The organism is Parafrankia elaeagni, from assembly GCF_000374165.1.
GTDB classification, from domain to species: domain Bacteria; phylum Actinomycetota; class Actinomycetes; order Frankiales; family Frankiaceae; genus Parafrankia; species Parafrankia elaeagni.
The window spans coordinates 87,409-110,755 of sequence record NZ_KB893714.1 but is presented as its reverse complement, the minus strand read 5'-3'; the positions used below and the strand labels follow the sequence as shown (position 1 = coordinate 110,755).

Annotated in this window: 18 protein-coding genes and 1 riboswitch; of the genes, 6 read left to right on the top strand and 12 right to left on the bottom strand. The window is 71.9% G+C overall.

Annotation, left to right across the window (positions count from 1 at the left end; genetic code table 11):
- Positions 1-40: 40 nt before the first annotated feature.
- The 9 genes from purB to fbaA all read right to left on the bottom strand — a co-directional run bounded on the left by purB (position 41) and on the right by fbaA (position 11,716).
- A complete protein-coding gene (purB, locus tag B207_RS0109370; protein ID WP_018636268.1) occupies positions 41-1,348 on the bottom strand; it encodes an adenylosuccinate lyase in 1,308 nt (435 codons plus the stop codon).
- Entirely contained in the window at positions 1,345-1,893 is a 549-nt protein-coding gene (gene purE, locus B207_RS0109365; RefSeq protein WP_018636267.1) for a 5-(carboxyamino)imidazole ribonucleotide mutase, read from the bottom strand. Before purE ends, purB begins: the two co-directional genes overlap by 4 nt.
- Complete coding sequence (gene purD, locus B207_RS0109360) at positions 1,890-3,170, bottom strand: phosphoribosylamine--glycine ligase (protein ID WP_018636266.1); 1,281 nt, start codon at positions 3,168-3,170, stop codon at positions 1,890-1,892. The genes purE and purD overlap by 4 nt, the downstream gene beginning before the upstream one ends.
- Positions 3,171-3,388: 218 nt before the next feature.
- Positions 3,389-4,348: a hypothetical protein gene (locus B207_RS0109355; protein WP_018636265.1), complete on the bottom strand. Its 960-nt coding sequence runs from the start codon at positions 4,346-4,348 to the stop codon at positions 3,389-3,391.
- Positions 4,349-4,453: 105 nt separating this feature from the next.
- On the bottom strand, positions 4,454-5,737 hold the full coding sequence (locus tag B207_RS0109350; protein WP_018636264.1) for an adenylosuccinate synthase: 1,284 nt from the start codon (positions 5,735-5,737) through the stop codon (positions 4,454-4,456).
- A gap of 88 nt (positions 5,738-5,825) precedes the next feature.
- On the bottom strand, positions 5,826-6,254 hold the full coding sequence (locus tag B207_RS0109345) for a DUF3151 domain-containing protein (RefSeq protein WP_026310869.1): 429 nt from the start codon (positions 6,252-6,254) through the stop codon (positions 5,826-5,828).
- 204 nt (positions 6,255-6,458) lie between these two features.
- Positions 6,459-7,202, bottom strand: coding sequence for a transglycosylase family protein (locus B207_RS0109335; protein ID WP_018636261.1), 744 nt, complete (start codon positions 7,200-7,202; stop codon positions 6,459-6,461).
- A gap of 1,326 nt (positions 7,203-8,528) precedes the next feature.
- Positions 8,529-9,212, bottom strand: a complete 684-nt coding sequence (locus B207_RS0109325; protein WP_018636259.1) for a transglycosylase family protein — start codon at positions 9,210-9,212, stop codon at positions 8,529-8,531.
- Positions 9,213-9,217: 5 nt separating this feature from the next.
- Positions 9,218-9,445, bottom strand: a riboswitch (cyclic di-AMP (ydaO/yuaA leader).
- Between the two features lie 1,236 nt (positions 9,446-10,681).
- Complete coding sequence (fbaA, locus tag B207_RS0109320) at positions 10,682-11,716, bottom strand: class II fructose-bisphosphate aldolase (protein ID WP_018636258.1); 1,035 nt, start codon at positions 11,714-11,716, stop codon at positions 10,682-10,684.
- A 211-nt stretch (positions 11,717-11,927) separates the two neighbouring features.
- Between fbaA and B207_RS0109315 the strand changes: the two genes are divergently transcribed.
- The 5 genes from B207_RS0109315 (at position 11,928) to B207_RS0109295 (ending at position 17,537) form a co-directional block, all read left to right on the top strand.
- A complete protein-coding gene (locus B207_RS0109315) occupies positions 11,928-12,596 on the top strand; it encodes a DedA family protein (RefSeq protein ID WP_018636257.1) in 669 nt (222 codons plus the stop codon).
- Between the two features lie 948 nt (positions 12,597-13,544).
- Entirely contained in the window at positions 13,545-14,114 is a 570-nt protein-coding gene (locus B207_RS41230; protein ID WP_230204932.1) for a CAP domain-containing protein, read from the top strand.
- A gap of 179 nt (positions 14,115-14,293) precedes the next feature.
- Entirely contained in the window at positions 14,294-15,400 is a 1,107-nt protein-coding gene (locus tag B207_RS0109305) for an NAD-dependent epimerase/dehydratase family protein (RefSeq protein WP_026310867.1), read from the top strand.
- Complete coding sequence (locus B207_RS0109300) at positions 15,393-15,947, top strand: hypothetical protein (protein ID WP_026310866.1); 555 nt, start codon at positions 15,393-15,395, stop codon at positions 15,945-15,947. Before B207_RS0109305 ends, B207_RS0109300 begins: the two co-directional genes overlap by 8 nt.
- A gap of 498 nt (positions 15,948-16,445) precedes the next feature.
- Complete coding sequence (locus tag B207_RS0109295; protein WP_018636251.1) at positions 16,446-17,537, top strand: nucleotidyltransferase domain-containing protein; 1,092 nt, start codon at positions 16,446-16,448, stop codon at positions 17,535-17,537.
- A 92-nt stretch (positions 17,538-17,629) separates the two neighbouring features.
- Here the strand turns inward: B207_RS0109295 and B207_RS0109290 are convergent, their stop codons facing one another.
- The 3 genes from B207_RS0109290 to B207_RS33205 all read right to left on the bottom strand — a co-directional run bounded on the left by B207_RS0109290 (position 17,630) and on the right by B207_RS33205 (position 22,118).
- On the bottom strand, positions 17,630-18,997 hold the full coding sequence (locus B207_RS0109290; protein ID WP_018636250.1) for a PH domain-containing protein: 1,368 nt from the start codon (positions 18,995-18,997) through the stop codon (positions 17,630-17,632).
- Positions 18,994-19,518, bottom strand: a complete 525-nt coding sequence (locus B207_RS0109285) for a PH domain-containing protein (RefSeq protein WP_018636249.1) — start codon at positions 19,516-19,518, stop codon at positions 18,994-18,996. Before B207_RS0109285 ends, B207_RS0109290 begins: the two co-directional genes overlap by 4 nt.
- A gap of 95 nt (positions 19,519-19,613) precedes the next feature.
- Complete coding sequence (locus B207_RS33205; protein ID WP_018636248.1) at positions 19,614-22,118, bottom strand: MMPL family transporter; 2,505 nt, start codon at positions 22,116-22,118, stop codon at positions 19,614-19,616.
- A gap of 371 nt (positions 22,119-22,489) precedes the next feature.
- Here B207_RS33205 and B207_RS0109275 point away from each other — a divergent pair, with 371 nt between their 5' ends.
- A complete protein-coding gene (locus B207_RS0109275; RefSeq protein ID WP_018636247.1) occupies positions 22,490-23,311 on the top strand; it encodes a hypothetical protein in 822 nt (273 codons plus the stop codon).
- The last annotated feature ends 36 nt before the right edge of the window (positions 23,312-23,347 follow it).

Here is a 23,347-nt window from a genome sequence, read left to right as displayed (position 1 = left end):
TCAGGGGGCCGGACCACAGCAGCCTGGTCGGGCACGGGCCTCAGCTCAGCGCGGCGAGCCGGTCGAAGACCGGGGCGAGCCGCTCGACGTAGCGCTCCGGCCGGCTGACCTCGTCGAGGCGGGGCTCGTCGACCGGCAGGCCGCGGTCACCGGCGTGCTTGCGCAGCGTCTCGCGGAACGGCACACCGGTCTGCCAGGTCTCCATCGCCGCCGCCTGGGTGACGGCGTAGGCGTCCTCACGGGACAGCCCGGTCTCGACCAGTTCCAGCAGCACCGCGGACGTGTAGACCAGCCCCCCGGTGGCGTCGAGGTTCGCGCGCATCCGCGCACCGTCGACGACGAGGCCGTCGACGAGCCGGGTGGTCAGGTGCAGCAGGTAGTCCACCCCACAGGCCGCGTCCGGAAGCGCGATCCGCTCCGTCGACGAGTGCGAGATGTCCCGCTCGTGCCAGAGCGCGACCCCCTCCAGGACGGGCACGTACTGGGCCCGGACGATCCGGGCGAGCCCCGCGATGCGCTCCGACATGATCGGGTTCTTCTTGTGGGGCATCGCGGACGAGCCCTTCTGACCCGACCCGAACGGCTCCGACAGCTCGCGGACCTCCGTGCGCTGTCCGTGCCGGACCTCCAGCGCGATCGCCTCGCAGACGGTCGCCAGCCCGGCGAGCGCCGCCACCCAGGAGGCGATCCCGTCCCGCAGCACGACCTGTGTCGCGACCGGGGCCGGGGTCAGCCCGAGCCGGTCCGCGACGTACGTCTCCACGTCGGTGTCGATGTTGGAGTAGGTGCCGACGGCCCCGGAGATCTTCGCCACGCCGACGTCCGCCCGGGCCGCGCGCAGCCGGTCGCGGCAGCGCGCCATGCCGAAGGCGAGGTCGGCGACGCGGTGCCCGAACACGGTGGGCTCGCCGTGGATGCCGTGGGTGCGCCCGACCCGCAGGGTCGCCCGGTGCGCCAGGCCGAGGTCGCGCAGCGCGGCGACGAGGCGGTCGGCGCGGGCGAGCAGCAGGTCGGTGGCCTCGACGAGCTGGCAGGCGAGCGCGGTGTCGAGCAGGTCGGACGAGGTCATGCCGAAGTGCACGTAGGCCGCGGCCGAGCGCGGCTCGGTCCGGTCCGCCCAGGCGGTGAGGAAGGCGATCACGTCGTGCTGGGTGACGGCCTCGATCTCGGCGACCGCCTCGGGCGTGGGGGCCGGCGCGGCGCGCACCGGGTCGACCGCGTCGGCCGGGATGCGCCCGGCCGCCGCGTGCGCCTCCATGACGAGGACCTCGACCCTGCACCACAGCTCGTACTTGTTGGCTTCGGACCACACCCGGCCCATGTCGGGCAGCGTGTAACGACCGATCATGCGCGGGCTGCCGCGACGTCGGCGAGCGAGTCGGCCGCCGCCTGCTCGAACTCGTCCTTGAAGGTCGCCAGCTTGAGGCCCAGGTCCGGGTCGCCGAGGGCGAGGATCTGGATCGCGAGGATCGCCGCGTTCGTCGAGTTGTTCAGCCCGACGGTCGCCACCGGCACCCCGGGCGGCATCTGGGCGATCGCGAGCATCGAATCCATGCCGTCCAGCGCCCCGCCGGAGATCGGTACGCCGATGACCGGGAGCGTGGTCATCGCGGCGACGGCCCCGGGCAGTGCCGCGGCGAGCCCGGCGCCCGCGATCACGACGGAGATCTCCCGCGTGCGCAGCTGCCCGACGTACTCGGCCAGGGTGCGGGGGGCACGGTGCGCCGAGAGGGAGACCTCTTCATAGGTGACGCCGAACCGCTCCAGCGTGGCGCCGGCCTTGCTCATGGTCTGGGTGTCCGACGGCGAGCCGTAGACGATCGCCACCTGTGGCCCGGCGGAACCGGTGCGCGATCCGTTACCCTGCGACGACTTGCCCTGTGACACGCTCACTCCTCTGACGTCCTGCCGGCTGTGCGGGTGCTGCGGTGCTGCATCCGGGACGGATCCCCGATGTCGGTGCGGTAGTGGGCACCGTCGAGCGAGATCCGGCTGATGGCCTCGTAGGCCGATCCTCGCGCGGATTCGAGGTTCGAGCCGATGGCCGTGACTGACAGCACCCTGCCGCCCGCGGTGACGACCTGGCCCTGCTCGTCGCGGCGGGTCCCGGCGTGCAGGATGTCGACCCCGGTCAGCGCGCCGGCCGCGGTGAGACCACGGATCGGATCACCGAGCCGCGGCTTCGCCGGGTACCCGGCGGCGGCGACCACGACGGTGATCGCGGCGCCGGAGCGCCACACCGGAGCCCGGCGGCCGGACAGGACCTCGGTCAGCGGCGTGTTCAGCATGGCCAGGATGGCCTGCACCTCGGGATCGCCGAACCGGACGTTGAACTCGACCACACGAAGGCCACGGGATGTCAGGGCGAGCCCGACGTAGAGAAGCCCGCTGAACGGCGTCCCGCGCCGGGCCATCTCGTCCACGGTCGGCTGGACCACGGTCGAGACCACCTCGGCAGTCAGGCCCGGCGGCGCCCACGGCAGCGGGGTGTACGCGCCCATGCCGCCGGTGTTCGGCCCGGTGTCGCCGTCACCTACCCGCTTGTGGTCCTGGGCGGGGAGCAGCGGTACGACGGCGCCGGTGGCGGTCACGATCGCGAACAGCGAGACCTCGGGCCCGTCGAGGTACTCCTCGAGGACGACCCGGTCCTCCGGGCCGCGCAGGCTGGCCCGGACAGCCTCGACCGCCGCATCCCGGTCGGTCGTGACCGTGACGCCCTTGCCCGCCGCCAGGCCGTCGTACTTGACGACGTAGGGCGGGCCGAACGTGTCGAGATCGGCCAGCGCCGAGGAGATCTCGGTGTGATCCCGGGAGTCGGCGGTCGGGACGCCCGCGGCGCGCATGACCTCCTTCGCGAAGGCCTTGCTGCCCTCCAGCCGGGCTGCCGCGGCGGACGGGCCGAAGACCGCCATGCCCCGGGCCCGGATCTCGTCCGCCGCGCCGGCGACCAGTGGGATCTCCGGGCCGACGATGGTCAGGTCGGCCTGGACGGCCTCGGCCAGCCCGGCCACCGCATCGGGATCCGCCACCTGCACCGGCCGCGGCTCGGCGATCTGGGCGGTGCCGGCGTTGCCCGGGGCGCAGACGATCGCGTCCACCGCCGGGTCCCGGGCGAGCGCGCGGCACAGCGCGTGCTCCCGCCCGCCGGAACCGACGACGAGGAGCTTCATCGGCCGGTGCGGACAGGCAGGGACAAGGAGGAGGTCACGGGGTCCAGGTTAGCGTGCACGTTGATCATCCTTTGCCGTTGTGCGCGGGACTGCGCGGTCGGCGGTGCCCCACGAGTCTCCCGGGCTCCGGCCGGCCTCGGCAACGGCCGTTTGCGCTGGCGCAACACGAGACCACGGTCACGCCGCCGTCGGCATCGGACGTCCATGCTCCACCAGGCTTACAGGCCGACCCCCGCCTGCCACAGCATGTGGGCCATCCCGTGCACCAGGTGCAGCGCGCAGCGTCGGGCATCCACCTCGGCCATGCCCGCGACGATCGCGGGGGCGTCGACCTGCCACACCCGGACCTCCCGGCCGAGCACGGTCAGCGGGGCCGGGTCGTCCCGGCCCTCGAAGGTGCGCCCGCCGGGCTCGACGAACAGGTGCAGGGACCGGCCGGGCGCGGGGAAGCTCTCACACCGCCAGTAGAGGAGCGGCCAGGCCTGCAGCCGCTCCCGTCGCAACCGCCGCCGGTGCCCGGACGGCGTTCCCGCCCGCGGTGCCCGGCGGCGGGCCGTGGGCGGCCGCCGTGTCGCGTCATCGGTCCCGGCGGGATCGTCGTGACCGGGAGCGCGATCATCGTCGTCCTGGTCCTGGTCCTGGTCCTGGCCCTCGTCCTCGTCGAGCCCGGCCTCCTCGGTGGCGGCGGGCCCGTGCGACCGTCCCGGGAGACCGGCCGCCAGGTCACTTTCCCAGGCCCGGTCCGGGCGGCGCCCGTTCGTGCGGACGATGACCGGAGGAACCAGATCCTCCGTCGCGCAGAACGTCAGAAAGTCCAGGATCTGGGCTTCGACATGATCGGCGATCGCCGCGGCCCGCTCCAGCCGCAGGGCCTCGGCGCGCTTCGAGCTGCGGATCGCGTGGCTGCCGCGCAGCAGGACGTCGGTCAGCGTCTCCGGGAGTGCCTCCCCGGTGGGGGAGAACCCGACCGGCCAGGTGGCCGGGTCGATCCCGCGTCGCAACGGGCTGTCCGGCCGGACCGTCGGCGACCAGCGCGCGGGGCTCGGCTGGCGCGGCGCGGTCGGCGCACTCAGGGCGTTCGGGGCGGTCGTGGCGAGTTCCGTCGACGGGGCCGATGCGTTGTCGGTGGTGTCGGTGCCCTCGTCATCCCAGGAGGCACGTGGTGGTAGCCCCGCCATCGGTATCACCCCCGGTCGTCGCCCACTGTGACGTTACAAGCGTCGACCGTAGCTCTCCGTAGTGCAAGCCGGGCGGGGAACGGCGCCTGGCGTGTAGCCCTCGCGTCAGATGAGCTCGTTGATCACCAGGGTCTGTGTGCGACCCGGGCCGACGCCGACGGCCGACACCGGGGCGCCCGCCATCTCCTCGATCGTCGACACGTAGGCCCGCGCCGCCTCCGGAAGATCGTCGAACTCGGTGACCTGAGAGATGTCCTCGTGCCAGCCGGGCAGTTCCTCGTAGATCGGCTTCGCGTGGTGGAAGTCCGTCTGGGTCATCGGCATCTCGTCGGTCCGCCGGCCGTTGATCTCATAGCCGACGCAGACCGGCACGGTGTCGAAGCCCGAGAGCACGTCGAGCTTGGTGAGGAAGAGGTCGGTGAGGCCGTTGACCCGCACCGCGTACCGGGCGATCACCGCATCGAACCAGCCGGTGCGGCGAGCGCGCCCGGTGGTCACCCCGAACTCGCCGCCGATGCGGCGTAGCTCCTCGCCGACCTTGTCGTCCAGTTCGGTCGGGAACGGGCCGGACCCCACCCGCGTGGTGTAGGCCTTGATGATCCCGACGACCCGGCTGATGCGGGTCGGGCCGATCCCCGCGCCGGTCGCCGCGTAGCCAGCCGTCGGGTTCGAGGAGGTCACGAACGGATACGTGCCATGGTCGACGTCCAGCAGGGTGCCCTGCGAGCCTTCGAGCAGGACGACCTTGCCGTCGCGCAGGGCGGTGTCGAGCAGCAGGCCGGTGTCGGCGATGTGCGGAGTCAGCCGCCGCGCGTAGGCGGCGTACTCCTCGACGACCTCGTCGACCTCGATCCGGCGCCGGTTGTAGACCTTCGTCAGGACCTGGTTCTTCTCCCGCAGCGCGAGTTCCAGCTTCTGCCGGAAGATGCCCGGGTCGAGCAGATCCTGCACACGGATGCCGGTACGGGCCACCTTGTCGCCGTAGGCGGGCCCGATGCCGCGGCCTGTCGTGCCGATCCGGGCCTTGCCCAGATACCGCTCGGTGACCCGGTCCAGCGCGCGATGATGCGGCATGATCAGGTGCGCGTCGGCGCTGATCAGAAGCCGGGTGACATCGACCCCCCGGGCCTGTAGCCCGTCCATTTCGGCGAGCAGCACGCCGGGGTCGATGACGACACCGTTTCCGATCACGGGTACGCAGTCCGTGCGGAGCACACCGGACGGGATCAGGTGCAGAGCGTAGCTCTCCGTACCGATCACGACGGTGTGGCCGGCGTTGTTACCGCCCTGGTAGCGGACGACGTAGTCGACGGCGCCGCCCAGCAGGTCGGTCGCCTTTCCTTTTCCCTCGTCACCCCACTGGGCGCCGATGAGGACTAGAGCGGGCACCGGGCGAGGTTACTAGGGATATCGGCCCGTCGGGGCCCGTCCGGAAGAGAGCCGGGCCAGCCGGTCACGTCAGGTGCCTTGCCGGTGACTATGCGAGGCCGAGTTCACGCACAGCCACCGGGTCGCTGTCGCCGAGGAACTGCCGGCACCGGGCGGCCTCGTCCGTCTCGCCGATCTCCGCGGCGGCGCGGGACAGCGCGGCGAGCGCGCGCAGGAACCCGCGGTTCGGCTCATGGGACCACGGGACGGGCCCATGCCCCTTCCAGCCGGAGCGCCGCAGCTGGTCGAGGCCCCGGTGATAGCCGGTCCGCGCGTAGGCGTACGCCGCCACCGGCCGACCGTCCCGCATCGCCTCTTCGGCGAGGAGCGCCCAGCCGATGCTCGCAGCGGGAAAGCGGGCGGCGATGGTCTCCGCGGCGGCACCGGAGGCGACCGCCTCAGCCACCGTCGCGTCCGACGGCAGCAGCGTGGGCGGCGGGCCCGACAACAGGTTCGGGTTTGCGGGCGGTGTCGTCATGGGCACCATCCTGCCGGACGCCCGCCCGCCCGCCACCGTCGCCGGGCGGTGCGGCCCGGCGGAACCGCGCTGGATCAGCTCTGATCAGCTCTGATCAGTTCTGGGGACGAAGCAGGAGGGCCTCGTGCCAGACAGGCATAGCGCGACCTGCCAGACAGGCATGAGGCCCGGGGGAGGGCCCGCCAAGGCGGGGCCTGTCGCCCGTCAGCCGTTGACTGTCGCGCTCCAGAGGTTCTGCCCGACCACACCGGCCTGGCCGTCGCTGACTCTCGTCAGGTACGAGTACAGGGCGGCGATGCCCTGCGACTCCGGGCCGAACTTGCCGTCGACGGTCAGGACGAACCTGCGCTCGCGCATCTCCGCCTGCCACACGAAGGCGTCGGCGCGGACCTCGTCGCCCATACCGACGTTGAGCGCCTCGCCGCCGAAGCTGCTGCCGACCTCGGACCGCGCCCGGTCGAGGGTCATGGGCGGCTCGGCAGGTGTCAGCGCCTGGGCGATGACATCGCCACCGGCACCCGAGGACGTCGGTGCCGGGCCGTTGCGGGTGAGGCCGAGCTTGCTGGTGCAGCCTGGCCACGGCGACCAGCCACGGCTGTTGTAGAGCTTGTAGGCCGCCTCGTCCTGCATCGCGGGCGGTGCCTGGTCCGGCCGGCCGGGGTAGCCGAGCCCCGTCCAGGTGCGCTGGTCGAACTGGTAGGCCCCGTAGAAGCCGTTGCCCGTGTTGATGGCGTAGTTGCCACTTGACTCGCACTGACGCAGCCGGCTGAAGTCCTCGGCGGTGGCGGCCCCGGCCGGGGCCGCGGTGACGGCGAGCCCGGTGCCGACCAGTGCCGTGACGGCTCCGGTGGTCCGCAGCGCGCGAGTGGCCGCCGAGGGTGGCTGCACGGCGCGGTGTCTGCCGCCGCGGCCGTTCGAACGGACGGGATCACGATCGTGCGACCGCATCAGGTGTCCTTCCCGTCGCCTGCGGGGTGAGCTGTCGGGTTCGGGCTGGAAGCTGCCCGGTCGCCGCCCAGGGTGCCGGAGGCCCGTCCCTGAGGACGGCTGCGCTCCTGGCGGTACCTGTGGCAGTGGCTTAACCCCTAGGGCGCGTGGTGCACGCCCGGATGTGGGTCCCCCGCTCCTGCCCTTGTGTCGTCCGCTCTCGTTCCGGCCGGGTGGACGGGGGCAGGACTCGGCGTCCGTCCACGCGACCTCGCCCCGGGGGAGGCGAGTGGGCGGAACTGTAGCGAGATCTACCTGGGCGGCGCAAATCCGGGTGGTTGTGAGGTATCCAGAAGGACCACATGAAAGTCACCCGAAGGGGTTGTTTTCCCCTACAGAAGGATGAGGCGGTCATCACGCCTCATCCTGACAACGTTACCGCTACCACGACGGGCGTCACGCGGCGGGTCCCGTCCGGCGCGGACCGGCCGGATGCGGTCGTTGTGGATGTCCCGTCGAGCTGGGCGTGAACCCGTCGGGCTGGCCGGGGTGGCGGCGGGCTGGTACCGGGGTGGTCGTGAACTGGTACGGGGTGGTCGTGAAGGAGATGTGAGCGCCCGGGGGCACGGGGCGGGACTGCCGGGGGATCGCGCCGAGCCACGCTCGCCCGCCGGGGTCACCGGCGTGTGGCGGCGTCGGTCTGGCCAGGACCGGTGTTGTTGGCGTGGCTCGGCGCGGCGACGGGCGGTGCGGCGGCGGGCGGTGCGGCGGCGGTCGTGGAGAAGGACCGCGGGGGAACCTCCGCATCGTTGTGACCGGTACCCACGGCCCGAGATGGTGGTAAGGCCCCCGCCACCGTACTGATCTTGCTGTGGCGGGAGCCGCCCGGTGCTGCGACACGCGGATCGTTGGGGCGGTCCGCGTCGCGTTCCGCCGCCTGCGGCGGGGTCAACGCCGGGCGGTCGGTCCGTCGCACATCAGAGGAGACCGGTCAGCGGCCGCGTGGTGACGGGGCGGCTGCGATTGGCAGGTGCGAGTGCGGTTGCATCCAGGGCCCTCGGGCTGCCCGGAACAGGGTCTGTCCGGATCGGGGCGGGGAAGTCGGCGCGTGGGCTCGGCCTGAGGCAGGCCGGCAGGGAAGGCGCCGGGCCCGGAGGTGATCTGTGCTCGCATGGGATGCGCGTCGTCCAGCCGGTTCCCCGGTCGGTTGGCAGGGCCTGGCGGGGAGAACTGGCGGCCTTCGCGGAATGGCGCAACGTGTCCGGTGGCAGTCGGCCAGCGCGCCGTGTTCGCCGGTAGGCGGGCGCGGGCAGGTGACCGGGCGGTCCGCTGCGTGGGACAAGGGCGTCAGCCGAAGGTGGCCGCCCAGGTCTGTGGCCCAAGGATCCCGTCGGCGATCAGGCCACGTGCCGTTTGGAAGTCACGCGCCGCGGCCGCGGACAGAGGCCCGTAACAACCGTCAACCGTGAGTGGGTATCCGAGCGCGTTCATTTTGCTCTGCCAGGTCCTGACCTCGTCGCTGACCTGGTTGTGAACGGACGGGGCGTAGTTCCGCCCCAGGGTCGGCAGACCCGCGGTGGCGGGTTGTGCGACCAGAGATGTGCGCTCCGCCACGCGGGAGGCCTGGCTGCCTGCGCCTGACGACGAGGAACCGGGAAGGAGCTGGCTGCCGCTCATTCCGCTGCCGCAGACCGGCCACTGGCCGAACCCGGAGCGGAGCGCGAGCTTCAGGGCTGCCTCGTCCTGCACGGCGGGCGGAGCCGTGTGTGGGAGCCCGGCGTACCCGAGGCTGCGCCAGGTACTGGGGGAGAACTGGTAAGCGCCATAGTAGCCGTTACCGGTGTTCGTCGTGTAGTTGCCACCGGACTCGCATTGCCGCAGACCTTCCCAGGTCGTCGCGGCACTCGCCGGTTGGCTGATGGCGATTGTGCCTCCGACCGCCGCTACAAGGGCGGTTGCGGGGACGAAGGTGCGGGCCCGGCTGCGGGTACTGCTGCGGCGTTGTCGGCCACTGGTACGTGCGTCGGACATGCGTGAGTTTTCCTTCCCCACGCCTGCGAGGTGAGCTGTCGGGTTCGGGCAGGGAACAAGCCCGGCCGCGTGCCAGGAACTCCGGAAATCCTGTGCCTTCGGCAGCGAGGAAGAATTTTCTTCATCGGTGTCGTCGGCCTCGCGGCTTCACCCCAAGGACGCCTGACTTCGGCGCCCGGGATTTGGTTCCCCCGCTCCTGCCATCGGGTTTCTGTTTCCGGCGGATGGGGGCAGGGATTCGGCGTGCCACCCGTCGGGTGCCCGGCCTGTCTCCGGGCACGGCGAAGACCATAACCACGCTGTCCGGCCCGGCGACAAGCATTGAATGCCCTACGTGAAGAAGAGCACACTGCGGCGAGCCTCCTTGAGGTCCGCCGAGACCGCTGGTATCGCGCGCGCAGGCGCGCTCATTAACTTGGCTGACGCTCCGGGGCGGGCGATTAGAGACGGCTGATCACACTCGCGAAAGATCGCGGGCAATGCCTGTGCTGTGGTCAATCGACCGGAATATGCGTCGACGCTGACCGGTCGGCGACGCGCTGTCGGCCGCGGGTCAAAGAATCCATATCGTCGTGCTGATGGGGCTGCGCGTGCCGCGTGATGTGAGATACGCAACTGTAACTATGTGTTAACTCAAACGTATCTTGCGTTGCCGTGTCCGGAGTGCTGGGGCGCCCCCCGGGTGCGTCGAGTGACGCTCCCACTCCGGTCTTGCGGATCTTGCTAGGTCTCCGCGCGGCCCTGCGGAGCCGCGCGCCCCCGACCCGCTTGATGCCTCTCTGTGTCTCTTTAATCTCGGAGGGTCGTATCGGGGTGGATGGGGTCCGCGGTACGACCGCACGGGAGTCCGGACACGGTGGGACTACTGCTGGAGAAGAGGACACATTGCGGCCACGGCCCGTTCGTGGGGGTGCGGCGCAGGCGCCTGGTGCACACCCGGCCGCGGACGTCGGCTCAGCGCTGGTCCGGCCACTCGGGGCTGGTTCGGCCAGGACGAGGCCCGCCGGCACCAGCCGCGCGGACGGGGCGGACGGGGCGGACGGGGCGGACGGGGCGGACGGGGCGGACCACTGTGCCCTTGATGGTGCCCTGGGCGGTTATACCGGGAAGTCGTGCGCCGGAGCAGCGCACGATCTTTCTGGGATGCCGCCGGGCGGACCGGCCGTCCACTCCTTCAACCCGGCGGACGGGCGGTGCGGATGGTCATCGGTGCGCGGTATCAGCCGGCGGGTGTGTCGTCACACGGCTCGGGTGACCGGTCCGGGCGACGGACACCCGGCCGCCCGGAGCGCCGATGCACAGTGAAGAGGTGCCGATGCACAGTGAAGAGGTGAAGAGGCGAGGAGGGTGCGGTGGGGCGGTGGGGTGTCGTGCGGTGCGCCGGAGATGCGCTGCCGCGGGAGGGATACTCCCGGGGGACACGAGCGCCCCCGGGAGAACGAAAGCGGACCCTCGTCCGGGCCTGCGGGTCAGACCCCGATCGAGCGGCCGTTCGATCGGAGGTCCTCACAGGCCTGGGCCACACGGGCGGCCATCGCCGTCTCGGCGGCCTTCCCGTAGGTGCGCGGGTCGTAGGCCTTCTTGACCCCGACCTCGCCGTCCACCTTCAGGACGCCGTCGTAGTTACGGAACATGTGGTCCGCGATGGGTCGGGTGAAGGCGTACTGGGTGTCTGTGTCCACATTCATCTTGATGACGCCGTAGTCGAGCGTCTCGCGGATCTCCGAGAGATCTGACCCGCTTCCGCCGTGGAAGACGAGGTTGAACGGCTTGGCGTCGGCCGCGAGTCCGAGCTTCCCCGCAACATGCTCCTGGCCCTCCCGGAGGATCGAGGGGCGGAGCTTGACGTTTCCGGGCTTGTACACGCCGTGGACGTTGCCGAAGGTCGCGGCCAGCATGTAGCTTCCCTTCTCCCCGGTGCCCAGCACCTCCGCGGTGCGGAACATGTCACCGGGGGTGGTGTAGAGCTTCTCGTCGATCGCGCCGACGACGCCGTCCTCCTCGCCACCCACGACACCGATTTCGACCTCGAGAACGATACGCGCGGCGCGACAGTCGGCGAGGAGCTCGTCCGCAATTTTGAGATTTTCCTCCAGCTCCACCGCGGAGCCGTCCCACATGTGGGACTGAAAAAGTGGGTCGCGTCCCTGCGACACACGTTCCCGAGAGATGGCGATGAGCGGGCGAATATAGGTGTCCAGCTTGTCCGCAGGGCAGTGGTCCGTGTGCAGAGCGATGTTTACGGGGTAGGCCTTGGCGACATGATGCGCGTACTCGGCGAGAGCCTCGGCCCCGAGCACCATGTTCTTGATGGTGGTTCCCGAGAGGAATTCGGCGCCACCGGTCGATACCTGGACGATTCCGTCGCTGCCGGCTTCGGCGAAGCCCCGCAGCGCGGCATTGAGGGTCTGCGAGGATGTCACGTTGATGGCGGGGTAGGCGTAAGCGTTCGACTTCGCCCGGCTGAGCATCTCGGCGTAGACGTCTGGGCTGGCGATGGGCATCGGTGGAGCTCCTCGAAAGGTGTAGGGGCGCCCGGCCGCCAGGTGGCGCGAAGCCACCGTTGGCCGTGACACCGGACGCGCCGCCGAACCCGCCACCGGGCCCCGGATACCCGGAGACCGGTCGCGCCCGACGCGTGCCGACGGCAGGTGTTGGCCGAAGGGTATGTCGTCACCCGGCTCGGACGGGTGTGGTTCCACGCGACATCGCCGGATGCTGCTCGGATGTCGCCTCGGGGTTGCCGCCGGCCGGCAGACTGGGTCGGTGGACATCGAGAGCCTGTCTGGGATGACCCTGTACGCAATCCTCTTCGCGGTGATATTCGTCGAGAGCGGGGTCTTGGTCGGCTTCTGGCTTCCCGGTGACACCGTGCTGTTCGCGGCAGGTCTGCTGGCGGCCGACCCGGCCGCGAACGTGTCGATCGTCGTGATCGCGATCGGGGTACCGGTGGCCGCCACCCTCGGCGCCGTTGTGGGATACATCACAGGTCGTCGGCTCGGTCGGCCGTACCTGGAGCGCAGACACACCACGGCGCTGGCCCGGACCGAGGACTTCTACCGCCGGTTCGGTGCCGCCACCCTCGTCGCCGCGCGCTTCGTCCCCTGGGCCCGGACCTTCGCCCCGGTGCTGGCAGGTGCCGTGTCGATGCCCCGGCACCGCTTCGGGGTGGCGGTGGTCACCGGGGCGCTGGTGTGGGGCACCGGCCTCGTCCTGCTCGGCTACGCGGCGTCTTCCGTACCGGGCCTGCGCGACGCGGCGTTGTGGATCGGAATCGTGGTCATCGTGGTCTCCATCCTGGCCGGCGTGGCCGGCGAACTGCTCCGGCGCCGGGTGGCGCGGCTGCGGGGCGCCGAGGGCACAGGCGGAACGAGTGCCGGTTGACATGATGGGTCCGGGTGGCTTTCCTGCTGGGTGGGTGTCGCTCGTCCTGGCGGCGGCCGATCCGTACGGTTACTGATCGCCGATCCCACCAGGCGGGCGGGCGGTCAGACTGCCGACCACACAGAAGGCGGAATGCGGTCAGCATCTCCTGAGCGTCCCCGGGCGCCCGGCTCGTCCCGGCCTTCGAGACGGCTGCGGCCGTTCCGTGTGGTCCGTTGGTCCGGCCGCGCCCGGCAGCGCCGTGCTGCCGGTGGATGCGCGGTCATGACGGTGGTGCTGCTGGGGCTGGTGGCCGTGGCCGGTGTCGGTGTCCCTTCTCGAGGCGTGGCCTTTCTGGGGTCCCCGCCGGTCCTCGTGGGAACGGGCGGGCCGTTCCCACCGGAGGCGGGCCCGCGGCCGGGCGGCTCCGCCGGCGGCGGCGACCTGAGCCCCACACCGGCTTCCAGAGACCGGCGGGCCGCCCTGGCCATCCCCGACGCGCCGCGGGCCGTGCGGGTACCGATCGCCAACCCGCCCGGAGCCGACGCGCATGCCGCGGCCGGCCCGCCGCCGTCAGCAACGACACCGCTGTTGTCAGGAACGACACCGCCGCAGGCGCGCGGTTCCGCGGAACCCGCCGGGCTCGGCGGCCGCCCGGCTCCGGCTCCGGCTCCGGTCCCAGCTCCATCCGGAGCGGTCGGCACCGGGCCCGCCCGGCCCGAAGCCGCACCTGGGCTGGCCGCCCCCGCCGAGGCTGCTCCCGCCGGCGCGGCCCGACCTGCACCAGTGCCGCCCGAACCAGACCGCTCCAGCGCGGAACCGGGCGGTTCGGACTCCAGCGCTCCGCACTCGGATCCGGATGGCGCCGCATCACCTGGCGCGAATCCAGCTCCAGGTGGTCCCGATCCGGGCGGTCCAGACCAGGATCGCCCCGGGCCGACCAGCGCGCCGTCGGTGGACCCGCGACCGGTGCCAGCTTCGGTTCCGGAAGCGGCACCGGCACCGGCACCGGTGGACGGCGCCAGCACGGCGGAGACCGATACCGTCGCAGTCCCGTCACGTCCGGAAACCACCCCGGCCGAGCCGGCTCCCGCGGTTCCGGCGGCGTCCGGCGAACGTCCTGTCGAGTCCGCCGGCGGGACCGGGGAGGATCACACGGCGCTCATCGCCGAGCTGGTCGAGCGGACCAACGCCCAACGTGCCGCGGCCGGCTGCCCGCCGCTGGCGATCGACGTCCGGCTGAGTGCAGCCGCACAGGCACACAGCGAGGACATGGCTGCCGGCAACTACTTCGATCACACGGCACGGAACGGCCGGTCGCCGTTCGACCGGATCGCGGCGGCCGGGTACTCCTTCTCGGTGGCCGCCGAGAATCTCGCGGCCGGGCAGCGGGCCCCGGCCTCCGTGGTGGCGGACTGGATGGCCAGCCCGGGGCACCGCGCTAACATCCTGAACTGCGAGCTCACTCAGGTGGGGGTCGGGCGGGCGAGCGGTGGCGACTACGGCACCTACTGGGTTCAGGACTTCGGCACGCCGTAGCCGCTCCGGTGCCGAGGCACCGGAGCACGGCCGCTGCCTCGTACTCCCGCTCCGGCCGGGTGGGCGCCAGTAGATCACGTATTGTCTGGGTCCGGAACGGACTGGTGTGTCGGGTCCCGGCCACCGGCGCGCGCGGAGCGCGGACCAGCCGGGTGGTCGGGCAGCGGGTGGGAGGGCTATTGGCTCGGTCGGTGGTCACCGGCGCGGCCGGATTCCTCGGCGGCGCCGTGGCGCATGAGCTCCGCCGGCGCGGCGACGAGGTCGTCGCACTCGACGTCCGGCGCGGCCCCGGGATCACCCTGGCCGATGTCACCACCTCCGGCGACTGGGAGAAGGCCCTCGACGGCGCTGACCTGCTTATCCACGCCGCAGCGGTCGGTATGGGGGGCGTGGGCGAACTGACCCCGGTCCGGGCGGGGCGTCCGACGCCGCCGAGCAGGGTCACCGCCGCCCAGATGCGCAGGGTGCTGCTCGGCGGCACCGCGACGGTGCTGGACGCTGCGCAGCGCGCCGGTGTCCGGCGGGTCATCCACCTGTCCTGTGTGAGCGCGCTTGGCGACGACGCGCCGCCGCTGGCGGACGAGTCCGCGCCGATCGGCCTGACCGGCGAGCCCCGCGCCGACGCGATCGCGGCGGCCGAGCAGACCGCCAGCGCGGCGGCGGCCCACGGCGCGCCGGTCACAGTGCTGCGGATCGCGGACGCCTACGGCCCGCGCGCCGGGCGTTGGACGCTGTGGCCTGTGCTGCTCATGCGCGCCGGCCGCTTCGTCCTCGTCGACGGCGGGCGAGGCCAGCTCAGCCCCGTCCACGTCGATGACGTGGTGGCAGCGGTGACCGCCGTCGCCTCCGCGCCCACCGACGTCGTGGCCGGCCAAGTGCTGCATGTGACGGGCCCGGGCTCGTCGACGGCCGCCGACTTCTTCGGTCGTTACGCCGAAATGGCCGAGGTCAGGCCACCGAGATCCGTCCCCGCCCGGCTGTGTGAGGTCGTCGACGCGGTGGACCGCCTGCCGAGCCGCCGGCCCGCGTCGACGGCCCGCCGCCCCGGCGTGCTGCGGGGCCTCGGCGCGGCGTTGGCCTCCCATGTGGACCCGCGGATCCGGGTGGATCTCGGGCCTCTGACGATCCAGGATCTGACCAGGGCCAGTGCCGTCTCCGGCCGGCGGATCACCGAGCTCGTCGGGTGGCAGGCCCGGGTGGATCTCGACGAGGGCATGCGCCGCACCGGCGCCTGGCTGCGCGACCGTGGGCTGCTCGGCGTCACGGAACCTACGCGTCGTGGGTGAGGGGCCCACCCTCACGACAGCGCGGATGCGCGCGCTTCCCCTGACTGTCTGGAACTCCGGTTTCGTCGCCGAGGAACTGGCGCAGGCCATGGTCGCGGCCGGTCGCGGCGAGCCGATCCGGTTGGCCGCGGGCGAGTTGTTCGGCGGCGCGCTCGACTCCGCCGCGGCCGGGCCGGCGGATTCCGCAGCCATCGATCCCACCGGCGTGCGCAGAGAGCTGCGTCGTCGGGTGGGCGCGGGCCGGGGCATTCTGACCTGGGTGCTGCGCAACACGGACGGTGCAGCTCTGGGGTTGTTGGCGGCGGACGCCCACGGAGCCAGGGCTGCGATCGGGGTGCGGGTGAGCCACACCTATCGGCGTGACGGCTATGCCAGCGAGGCCGTTCGTGTCCTGGCGGGCTGGCTGGAATCGCGTGGGGTGATCGTCGGGACCCGGGTCCGCGTTGGGGATGTGGTGGGAAAACGGCTGGCGCAGTCGACCGCCTTCGTGCCGACCGGCGTCCTGCTCACCGAGCGCCGTCGGCTGTGGATCCGTCCGCCTGTCTGACCGTTCGGGGTGGCCCTGTCGTGGCAGGGTTGTTCTCTCGGTGATCAGTAACGCAACGTAAGATTTGGTGGTGCTGCGGTCGGCCCGGTTTCCCTGGCCGCGGGCCCCCTGCCGGGTGGGGTGCCAGGGCCGGCGCGGCGGGCCCGGGGCGGGCGAGCAGGCTCCCGTATCCCCCGAACGTGCCATAAGAGCTGGTCAAAGCTTTCGTCTCACCCCCCAGAGGTGGTATCCCTGAGAACCCTTCAGGGCTCGGGGTGTCGGCAATCCGACAGGGTTTCTTCGTGGTTTCGTGGACGCCAGGGCCCGGCCGGACACGCCGATACAACAGCCCCCTGTTCAGAACGTGACGTCCTGGGGCACCATAGGAGTCGATGTCGCAACCGGTAGTCGGCCCGCCGACTCCGGCCAACGGCATCAACGACGTCCTGGGGGGCACGTCGTGGTCTGGCAGGGGTACCCGCACGATTGCGTCACCCGCGTCCCTGGGAGGTCGGCACGATGAGCGTGGATGCCCGTCAAGGAGTTCCCACTGGAACTCTGTCGAGCGAGGTCACCTACGACCATCTGATCATTCCGCCGCACTGGCGGCGGCCGGCCGGCTCGGCGCCCGGGAAGCCCAACACCCTCTTCCCCGTCGACGAGCAGGCGGCCGCGCCGCCGCCGGGCCCGGCGGTCACCGGTGCGTCGCCGATCAATCCGGTGACCGGTCCGGTGACCGGCCCGCTGCTCGTCGGCACCACGGCGCGCGCCTTCGCCAAGCTGGACGATCTCGTTCGGCTCAGTGAGGAGGACCGCGCGGTGATCGACGGCCGTCGGGCCGAGGCCGAGCGGGCGCTGCGGTCCATCTTCCCGCCGCGCTGCGCGCTGCCGCTGGTCGGCGTCGCCACCATCGGCTCGGCCGGGCGCGACACGATGATCCGCCCGCTCGACGAGGTGGACATCTTCGTGGTCTTCAGCGCCGCGAACAGCGCGTGGAAGCGCTTCCGGTGGGATTCCCGGGACCTGCTCGTCTGCGTCCGCAACGCCATCGGCGGTGACCGGGTGCAGACGATCGGCACCCGCGGCCAGGCGCTGCGCATCGTGTACGACGCCGCTCCGGACGTCCACCTCGTGCCCGCGTTCGACCATCCGCGTGCCGGCTACGTCATTCCGGACCGGATCGGGGGCTGGCTGCCCACCAGGCCCGAGCGGCACGCCAGCTGGACCATGGACCTCGGCCCCCGGGTGATCTCCGCGGTACGGCTGCTGAAGGCGTGGAACCGGGTCTGTGGAAGCCACCTGCGTTCCTTCCACATCGAGGCGCTCGCCGGGCAGGTGCTTGCCGGCCGCGGGCTCAACACCCGCCAGGGCGTCGCCGAGGTGTTCCGCTACATGGACGAGGTGGGTCTCGCCGTCGGCGATCCGTCGGACATCCGCGGTGACCTGTCCAGCTACCTGCGTCCGGACGACCTCCAGGACCTGGGGGCGGGCGTCCGGCAGGCACGGATCTACGCCCAGCGAGCGGTGGCGGCCGAGCGTGCCGGGAACCACGAGGAGGCCGTGAGCCTGTGGGGCGCTGTCTTCGGCCCGGAGTTCCCCACCTTCGGCTGACCTGCTCGGCTGACCTGTGACCTGAGGATGGGCTGGTGCCGAGACCAGCGCGGTGCCGTGACCGACGGGTTTCGCCCCGGCCGGTCACGGCGCTAGCCCGCCGGCCCGTACTCCGGGGCGCAGACCGCGGCGAGTGGCGGGTCGTACTCCGCCCGGGTGGGCGGCGGATCATCCGTCCGGTCGGTCCGGGCGGCGTGGGGGCCGAGCCGGGAGCGCTCCGCCTGTGCGGCGGCGATCCGGTAGGCCTCCTGGACGTCCCGCAGCCCCGCCCGGATCCGTACCGGCCCACCTGTGCAGTCCAGGTGGACGTCCGCGAGCCGCAGCGCGCGGTGGAGCGGCTGTTGAACGACCTGGATGCTCTGCACCTTGAGATGCGGGATGATCTCGGTCCGTTGCCACAGGCGGCCGGACTGGGTGACGAAGACCTGGTCGTCGGCGCCGCAGCGGATGTGACGCCAGCGCAGCGGAGCCAGCAGCCGGGCCCGGCCGGGTGGCGGGCGCATCGCCACCGCGCCGAGATCGACCTCCGGAAGCAGGCGCTCCACCAGTGCGACGGCCTGCGCGCGCGGCGCGACGGGCAGCAGCATGCTCCTGGCCTCCCCGGCGACGTTGATCTGCACCTCGACCCAGCCGGGCCACCGCCACAGCGGGGACGAACGCAGGCGGATCGCCTGTACCCGGCCGTGCGGGACGGTGTGATGGGCCCGGTTCAGCAGCCCGCCACGGACCCGTAGGCCGTCCGGCGACTCCGACACCGTGAAGCGGTAGCCGCTGGCGAACCGGCGGAACGACGTTCGCCAGACTCCGACCAGCGCCGGTGCCACCGCGACGAAGCCGGCGAACGTCCCGGTGAGCAGGGCCGGGGTGACGAGGACGAAGGCCGCGGCGAGCGCCAGCCACGGCGCGGGGGACAGCGCGATGGAGGCTGCGAGGCGCCCCGGCGGCACCACGGTGAGCGGCCGCTCGGGGGCCTCGCCGATGTCGGGCGTGACACCCGCGGCGCGGGCGAGCAGCTCCGCCCGCAGGGTCCGCGCACGCTCCAGCGAGAGGTAGCTGAGGCTGGTGCCCGACTCCTCGTCCCCGTCATGCGCGCCGCCGAGGTCCAGGCGGAGGACCGCGAGCCCGGCGGCCCGGGCCAGCAGCGGCTGCGCGATCTCGACCGCCTGGAGGCGGTCGAGGCGGACGTCCCGGAAACGCTTGAACAGCAGGCCGGTCTCGAGCCGGATGCTCTCGGCGCCGACACGGTAACGGGTGAAGCGCCAGGCACAGTAGCCGTAGGCGGAGGCGGTGGGCAGCAGGAGAAGCAGAGTGATCAGTACCCCGCGGGCGGAGATCTCCTCGACGAAGTTCCTGAGCACGCTGGCGGCGACGGCCCCCACCAGCAGCCAACCCCGCAGCAGGGGGGTCAGCGGATGGAGATGGTGGTACTCGTCAGCCGGCTCCGAGCCCGCCGAGGTCAAAGCCCGACCGCCCGGTCACGGCCGCGCTCGGCCAGCGCGTCCCGAAGCCGGGCCGCCTCGTCCGGTGTCAGGCCTGGAATGACGGCGTCGGTGGTGGCGGCGGCGGTGTGCAGGCGCACCTGCGCGACGCCGAAGCGCCGCGCCAGCGGTCCGGCTGTGACGTCGACAAGCTGCATCCGGCCGTAGGGGACCACGGCGAGTCTGCGCACCAGGACGCCGTGCTGGACGAGCAGGTCGTCATCGCGTTCGGCGTACCGCCAGGCATCCCAGGCTCGGCCGATCGCGTGCCAGGCCCAGCCCGCGGCGCCGAGCGGCGCGAGCGCGACGAGCAGCCCGGGCAGGCCCAGGAAGGTGCCGCCGACGAGCGCGGCGAGCGCGGCCGAGGGCAGCGCACCGGCCGCGAGCAACAGCCGCCGCAGCCGCCGCAGCTGGGGGGACAGCCCCCGCCAGGCCTGCGGCGGGACGCGCCACAGGTCCGGCATCGACACCGTGTCCGGTAGGTCGAGCGGCGCGGGGCCCATCTGGCAACCATAAGTGCTTAAGCCGTGATTTCCCGAAGGTTCAGGCGGTGCGCGGAGCAGTGCGGCGGATCGGCGCGGCGGATCGGCGCGACGGATCAGCGCGACGGATCAGCGCGCGGGTCCCGTGGCGAACCGGTGGGGGATGCATCCTGCTTTTGGCTGCCGGGCGCATCGCCGGTGTCGCCGGTGCCGGCGGTGCCGGCGGAATCGGGTGGTTCGGTGGTGCGCGCGGTTTCCGCGGTCTCGAGGCCGTTGGCCTGCTCCTCGTCAAGCATCTGCAGGCGGGACATCTCGTAGGCGTGTTCGATGGTGTCGGTGCCGAAGTCGGCGAAGGCGCCGGACGGCGCGATTCCGGGCTGGTCGAGTTCGGCCGCCGCGGCCGCGTCATCGAGCGGTACGGGCCTGGCCGGCGCCGCCTGGGCTGCCCGCAGCGCCAGCGCCCGGTCCGCCGAAGCCGTGGGATGGCTGGGCCACCACACGGCCGGCCCGACATCCAGCGCGAGCGCCGGCACCAGGATCGAGCGGACGATCAAGGTGTCCAGGAGTACCCCGAAGGCCACCAGGAACCCGACCTCGGCGAGCTGGACGAGGGGGAAGATGAGCAGCACCGCGAAGGTGGCGGCCAGCACCACCCCGGCCGAGGTGATCACACCGCCGGTCACTGCCAGCCCGCGCTGCACACCGGCCTCGTGCCCGATTCGGCCCGCCTCCTCGCGGACGCGTGTCATCAGGAAGATGTTGTAGTCGACGCCGAGTGCCACCAGGAAGATGAACCCGACGAGCGGCAGCGCCGGATCGATGCCGGGGAAGCCGAAGACGAAGTGGTAGATCAGCGCGCTCGCGCCCAGCGCCGCGAAGAACGACAGCACGACGGTGGCCATGAGGAGCAGCGGCGCCACGATCGCGCGCAGGAGCAGCGCGAGAATCAGCAGCACCACGACGAGCACCACGGGAATGATCACTTCGCGGTCGCGTACCGCGGCGTCGCGAACGTCGAGGTTCACGGCGGTGTTGCCGCCGACGAGCGCCCCGGCGCCGGGGACCGCGTGGACCGCGTCGCGAAGAGCTTCGACCGTACGGAAGGAGTCCGAGCTGTCCGGCGGCGCTTCCAGGATCACCAGGAACTGGACCAGGTCGGCCGTCCGGCCGCTCTCCGCCGCCGCGGCCACACCTGGAACGGCGCGCACGGTGTCGGCTACCGCGTCCGTCTGCGCGGCGTTCGCGACGACGAACGTCGGAGCCGTGACGCCCGGTGGGAAGCTCTGTTCGGCGAGATGCTGGCCCTCGACCGATTCCACCTGGTCACGGAAGGCCTCGTCCTGGCGCAGGACACCGGGCAGGACGAGCATGCCGAGTACCAGCGCGCCCAGCGCGACCGTCGTGGTGATCCAGATGACCCGCGGGTAGCGCGCGATGGCGGCGCCGGCGCGGGCCCAGGTGCCGCTGCCGGTCTCCTCCGCCTGCTCGTAGTGGCCCAGCCGCGGCACGAACGGCCAGAACAGCCGCCGACCGCCGATCACCATCGCGGCCGGCAGCAGCGTGAGCATCGTCACCAGCGCGACGACGATGCCGATCGCGCAGACCGGGCCGAGCCCGCGGTGCGAGTTCAGCTCACCGAGCAGCAGGCACAGCATTCCGATGATCACGGTGCCGGCGGAGGCCAGGATCGCCGGGCCGGCCCGGTGCAGCGCGACCCGCATGGCCGCGGCGGGCTCGGCGTACCTGGTGAGCTCCTCCTGGTAGCGGGCGATGAGCAGGAGCGCGTAGTCGGTTCCGGCACCGAAGACGAGGACCCGCAGCATGCCCGCGCTCTGGCCGTTGACCGTGAGGTCGGCGTGCCGGGCTAGCAGGTAGATCAGGCCGGCAGCCGCCTGGTCCGCGATGCCGACCGAGAGTAGTGGCACAATCCAGAGGAAAGGGCTGCGGTAAACCAGCAGCAGAATCACGGCCACAATGGATGCGGTCGCGAGCAGCAGCGCGTTCTCGATTTCCGCGAAAACATCGTAGGTGTCGGCCACCAGGCCAGCCGGACCAGTGACGGCGGAATCGAGACCCGGTTCGGCCGCGGCCGCGTCGTCGCTGATGTTTCGTATACGGCCGATATCTTCGGTGAACTGTTCGGCGTCCGTTGACTGCGGCAGCGGAACCGTGAGCACCACGGCCTTGCCGTCACCCGAGGGCACAGCGGGCGGAATGGTGTTCGCCGCGAACTCGCCGAGATCAGCCCGCAGTGCCTCGGCGACCCTCAGGTCGTCCGGAGTCAGACCGTCCGCCCGCGCCAGGATGATCACCGCGGGCACGGCGTCGCCGCCGGGCAGGGTCCGCTGCGCCTCCAGCAGGCGGGTCGACTCGGCATCCTCCGGCAGGAAGGCCGAGGCGTCGTTCGTCTGGGCGTCAGTGAGCCGGAAGGCGAGCGGACTGACCGCCACGCCGACCGCCAACCAGCACAGGACGATCAGGCAGGGTACGAGGCGCGCTGAACGCGACCGCCGTAGCGGGTGCCCCGGGCCCGGATCGTGCCCTGAGCCGGCGGGCGGGGCCACACCGGCCGGCTCTGTGCTGGCCGGCTCCGCGGCACCGTCGGGGCGCGGCTGGTCCATGCTGCGCCCTCCCTCGTTCACCTGCCGGCTTTCCGCCGATGCTGCCAGCTCGGAGCGTCACGCGCGCGCCGCGCCGACTGATCTCACGCGGCGGGCAGCGAATAGCCACCCGGCATGACGATCCGTATCGGGACGATAGCGGCGCGCGCCTGACATGCGGAGTGCGGCGGAAGGCATCAGCCCTGTCAAGGGCGGTACCGAGCGCTCCGGCCCGCCGGTTGCTGTCCCGACAAAGACATCGGATCGGACGGGTGCTCGCCGCATTCTTCCGGCATTGTGGACGAGGGTTCGACGGCGGCGGAACGCCGCCATGGCGGACGCTTTCCGATGCGGCGCGGAAAATCGTGCCGCCATTATCTGGGGGTGGAACTGTGGACGAGCGGGACGCGGTCCGGCAGGTCACGGCGGAATCCGGCCGGGGCGGCACCGGCGTGCCGTCGCGACGCGGGCGCCGGGTCGCGGGGCGGTGCGGGCTGCTGCTCGCGGCGGCCACGCTGACCGTGGCGTCCTGCCAGAGCGGCGGGTCCACCTCGACCGCCGGCGGCCGGTCGGGTGCACCGACCTCGGCCGCGTCCCTGTCTGCGCCGTCGCCGTCGCCGACCGAGGCCACGTTGAACGCCGAGGACTACGTACTCACGGAGGGCCCGCTCACCGCCGGGTTCACCGCGTCCCCCGCGGACCCGCAGTCCAACTCGGACGACATCTCCATGGTCGAGGTGGCCCGCTGCCTCGGAGTGCCGGCCGAGCAGCTGGATGACGAGGACCAGGATTCCGCCGACGGCCCCGACTTCACCAACGACGCCGACAGCCTGATCTCGATCTCCTCCTCGGCCCAGATCGTCTCTGCGGAGAAGGCCGCGACCGACCTGCAGATTCTGACCAACCCCCGGTTCGGGGAGTGCTTCGGTCAGGCGCTGCAGGCCGAGTTCGACGCCAGCGCGAGCAGCGGCACCACGGTTGAGATCGTCGCCGCGGAGACGCCCCCACCCCCGGCCGGAGCCCAGGGCCTGCTGCGGATCAGCATGGGAGTGACGGCAGGCGGGGAGACGGTCGGCCTGGTCCTGGACAACCTGTTCTTCATCAAGGGGCGCGTCGAGGTCTCGGTGAACTACTCCAATGTCGACAACCTGCCGTCGCAGGAGCATCTGCAGCGGATCGCGGACCAGATCTCCGGCAAGCTGCAGATCCAGTGACCGGCGGATGACAGCGGATGACAGCGGGCGGCGTGC

Coding starts and splice junctions, on each gene's coding strand:
- fbaA (WP_018636258.1), bottom strand. CDS start 11,716: ATGCCCATCGCCAGCCCAGACGTCTACGCCGAGATGCTCAGCCGGGCG.
- B207_RS0109355 (WP_018636265.1), bottom strand. CDS start 4,348: ATGGCGGGGCTACCACCACGTGCCTCCTGGGATGACGAGGGCACCGAC.
- purD (WP_018636266.1), bottom strand. CDS start 3,170: ATGAAGCTCCTCGTCGTCGGTTCCGGCGGGCGGGAGCACGCGCTGTGC.
- B207_RS0109315 (WP_018636257.1), top strand. CDS start 11,928: ATGCTGCTCGGATGTCGCCTCGGGGTTGCCGCCGGCCGGCAGACTGGG.
- B207_RS0109285 (WP_018636249.1), bottom strand. CDS start 19,518: ATGGGCCCCGCGCCGCTCGACCTACCGGACACGGTGTCGATGCCGGAC.
- purB (WP_018636268.1), bottom strand. CDS start 1,348: ATGATCGGTCGTTACACGCTGCCCGACATGGGCCGGGTGTGGTCCGAA.
- B207_RS33205 (WP_018636248.1), bottom strand. CDS start 22,118: ATGGACCAGCCGCGCCCCGACGGTGCCGCGGAGCCGGCCAGCACAGAG.
- B207_RS0109295 (WP_018636251.1), top strand. CDS start 16,446: ATGAGCGTGGATGCCCGTCAAGGAGTTCCCACTGGAACTCTGTCGAGC.
- B207_RS0109325 (WP_018636259.1), bottom strand. CDS start 9,212: ATGTCCGACGCACGTACCAGTGGCCGACAACGCCGCAGCAGTACCCGC.
- B207_RS0109335 (WP_018636261.1), bottom strand. CDS start 7,202: ATGCGGTCGCACGATCGTGATCCCGTCCGTTCGAACGGCCGCGGCGGC.
- B207_RS0109345 (WP_026310869.1), bottom strand. CDS start 6,254: ATGACGACACCGCCCGCAAACCCGAACCTGTTGTCGGGCCCGCCGCCC.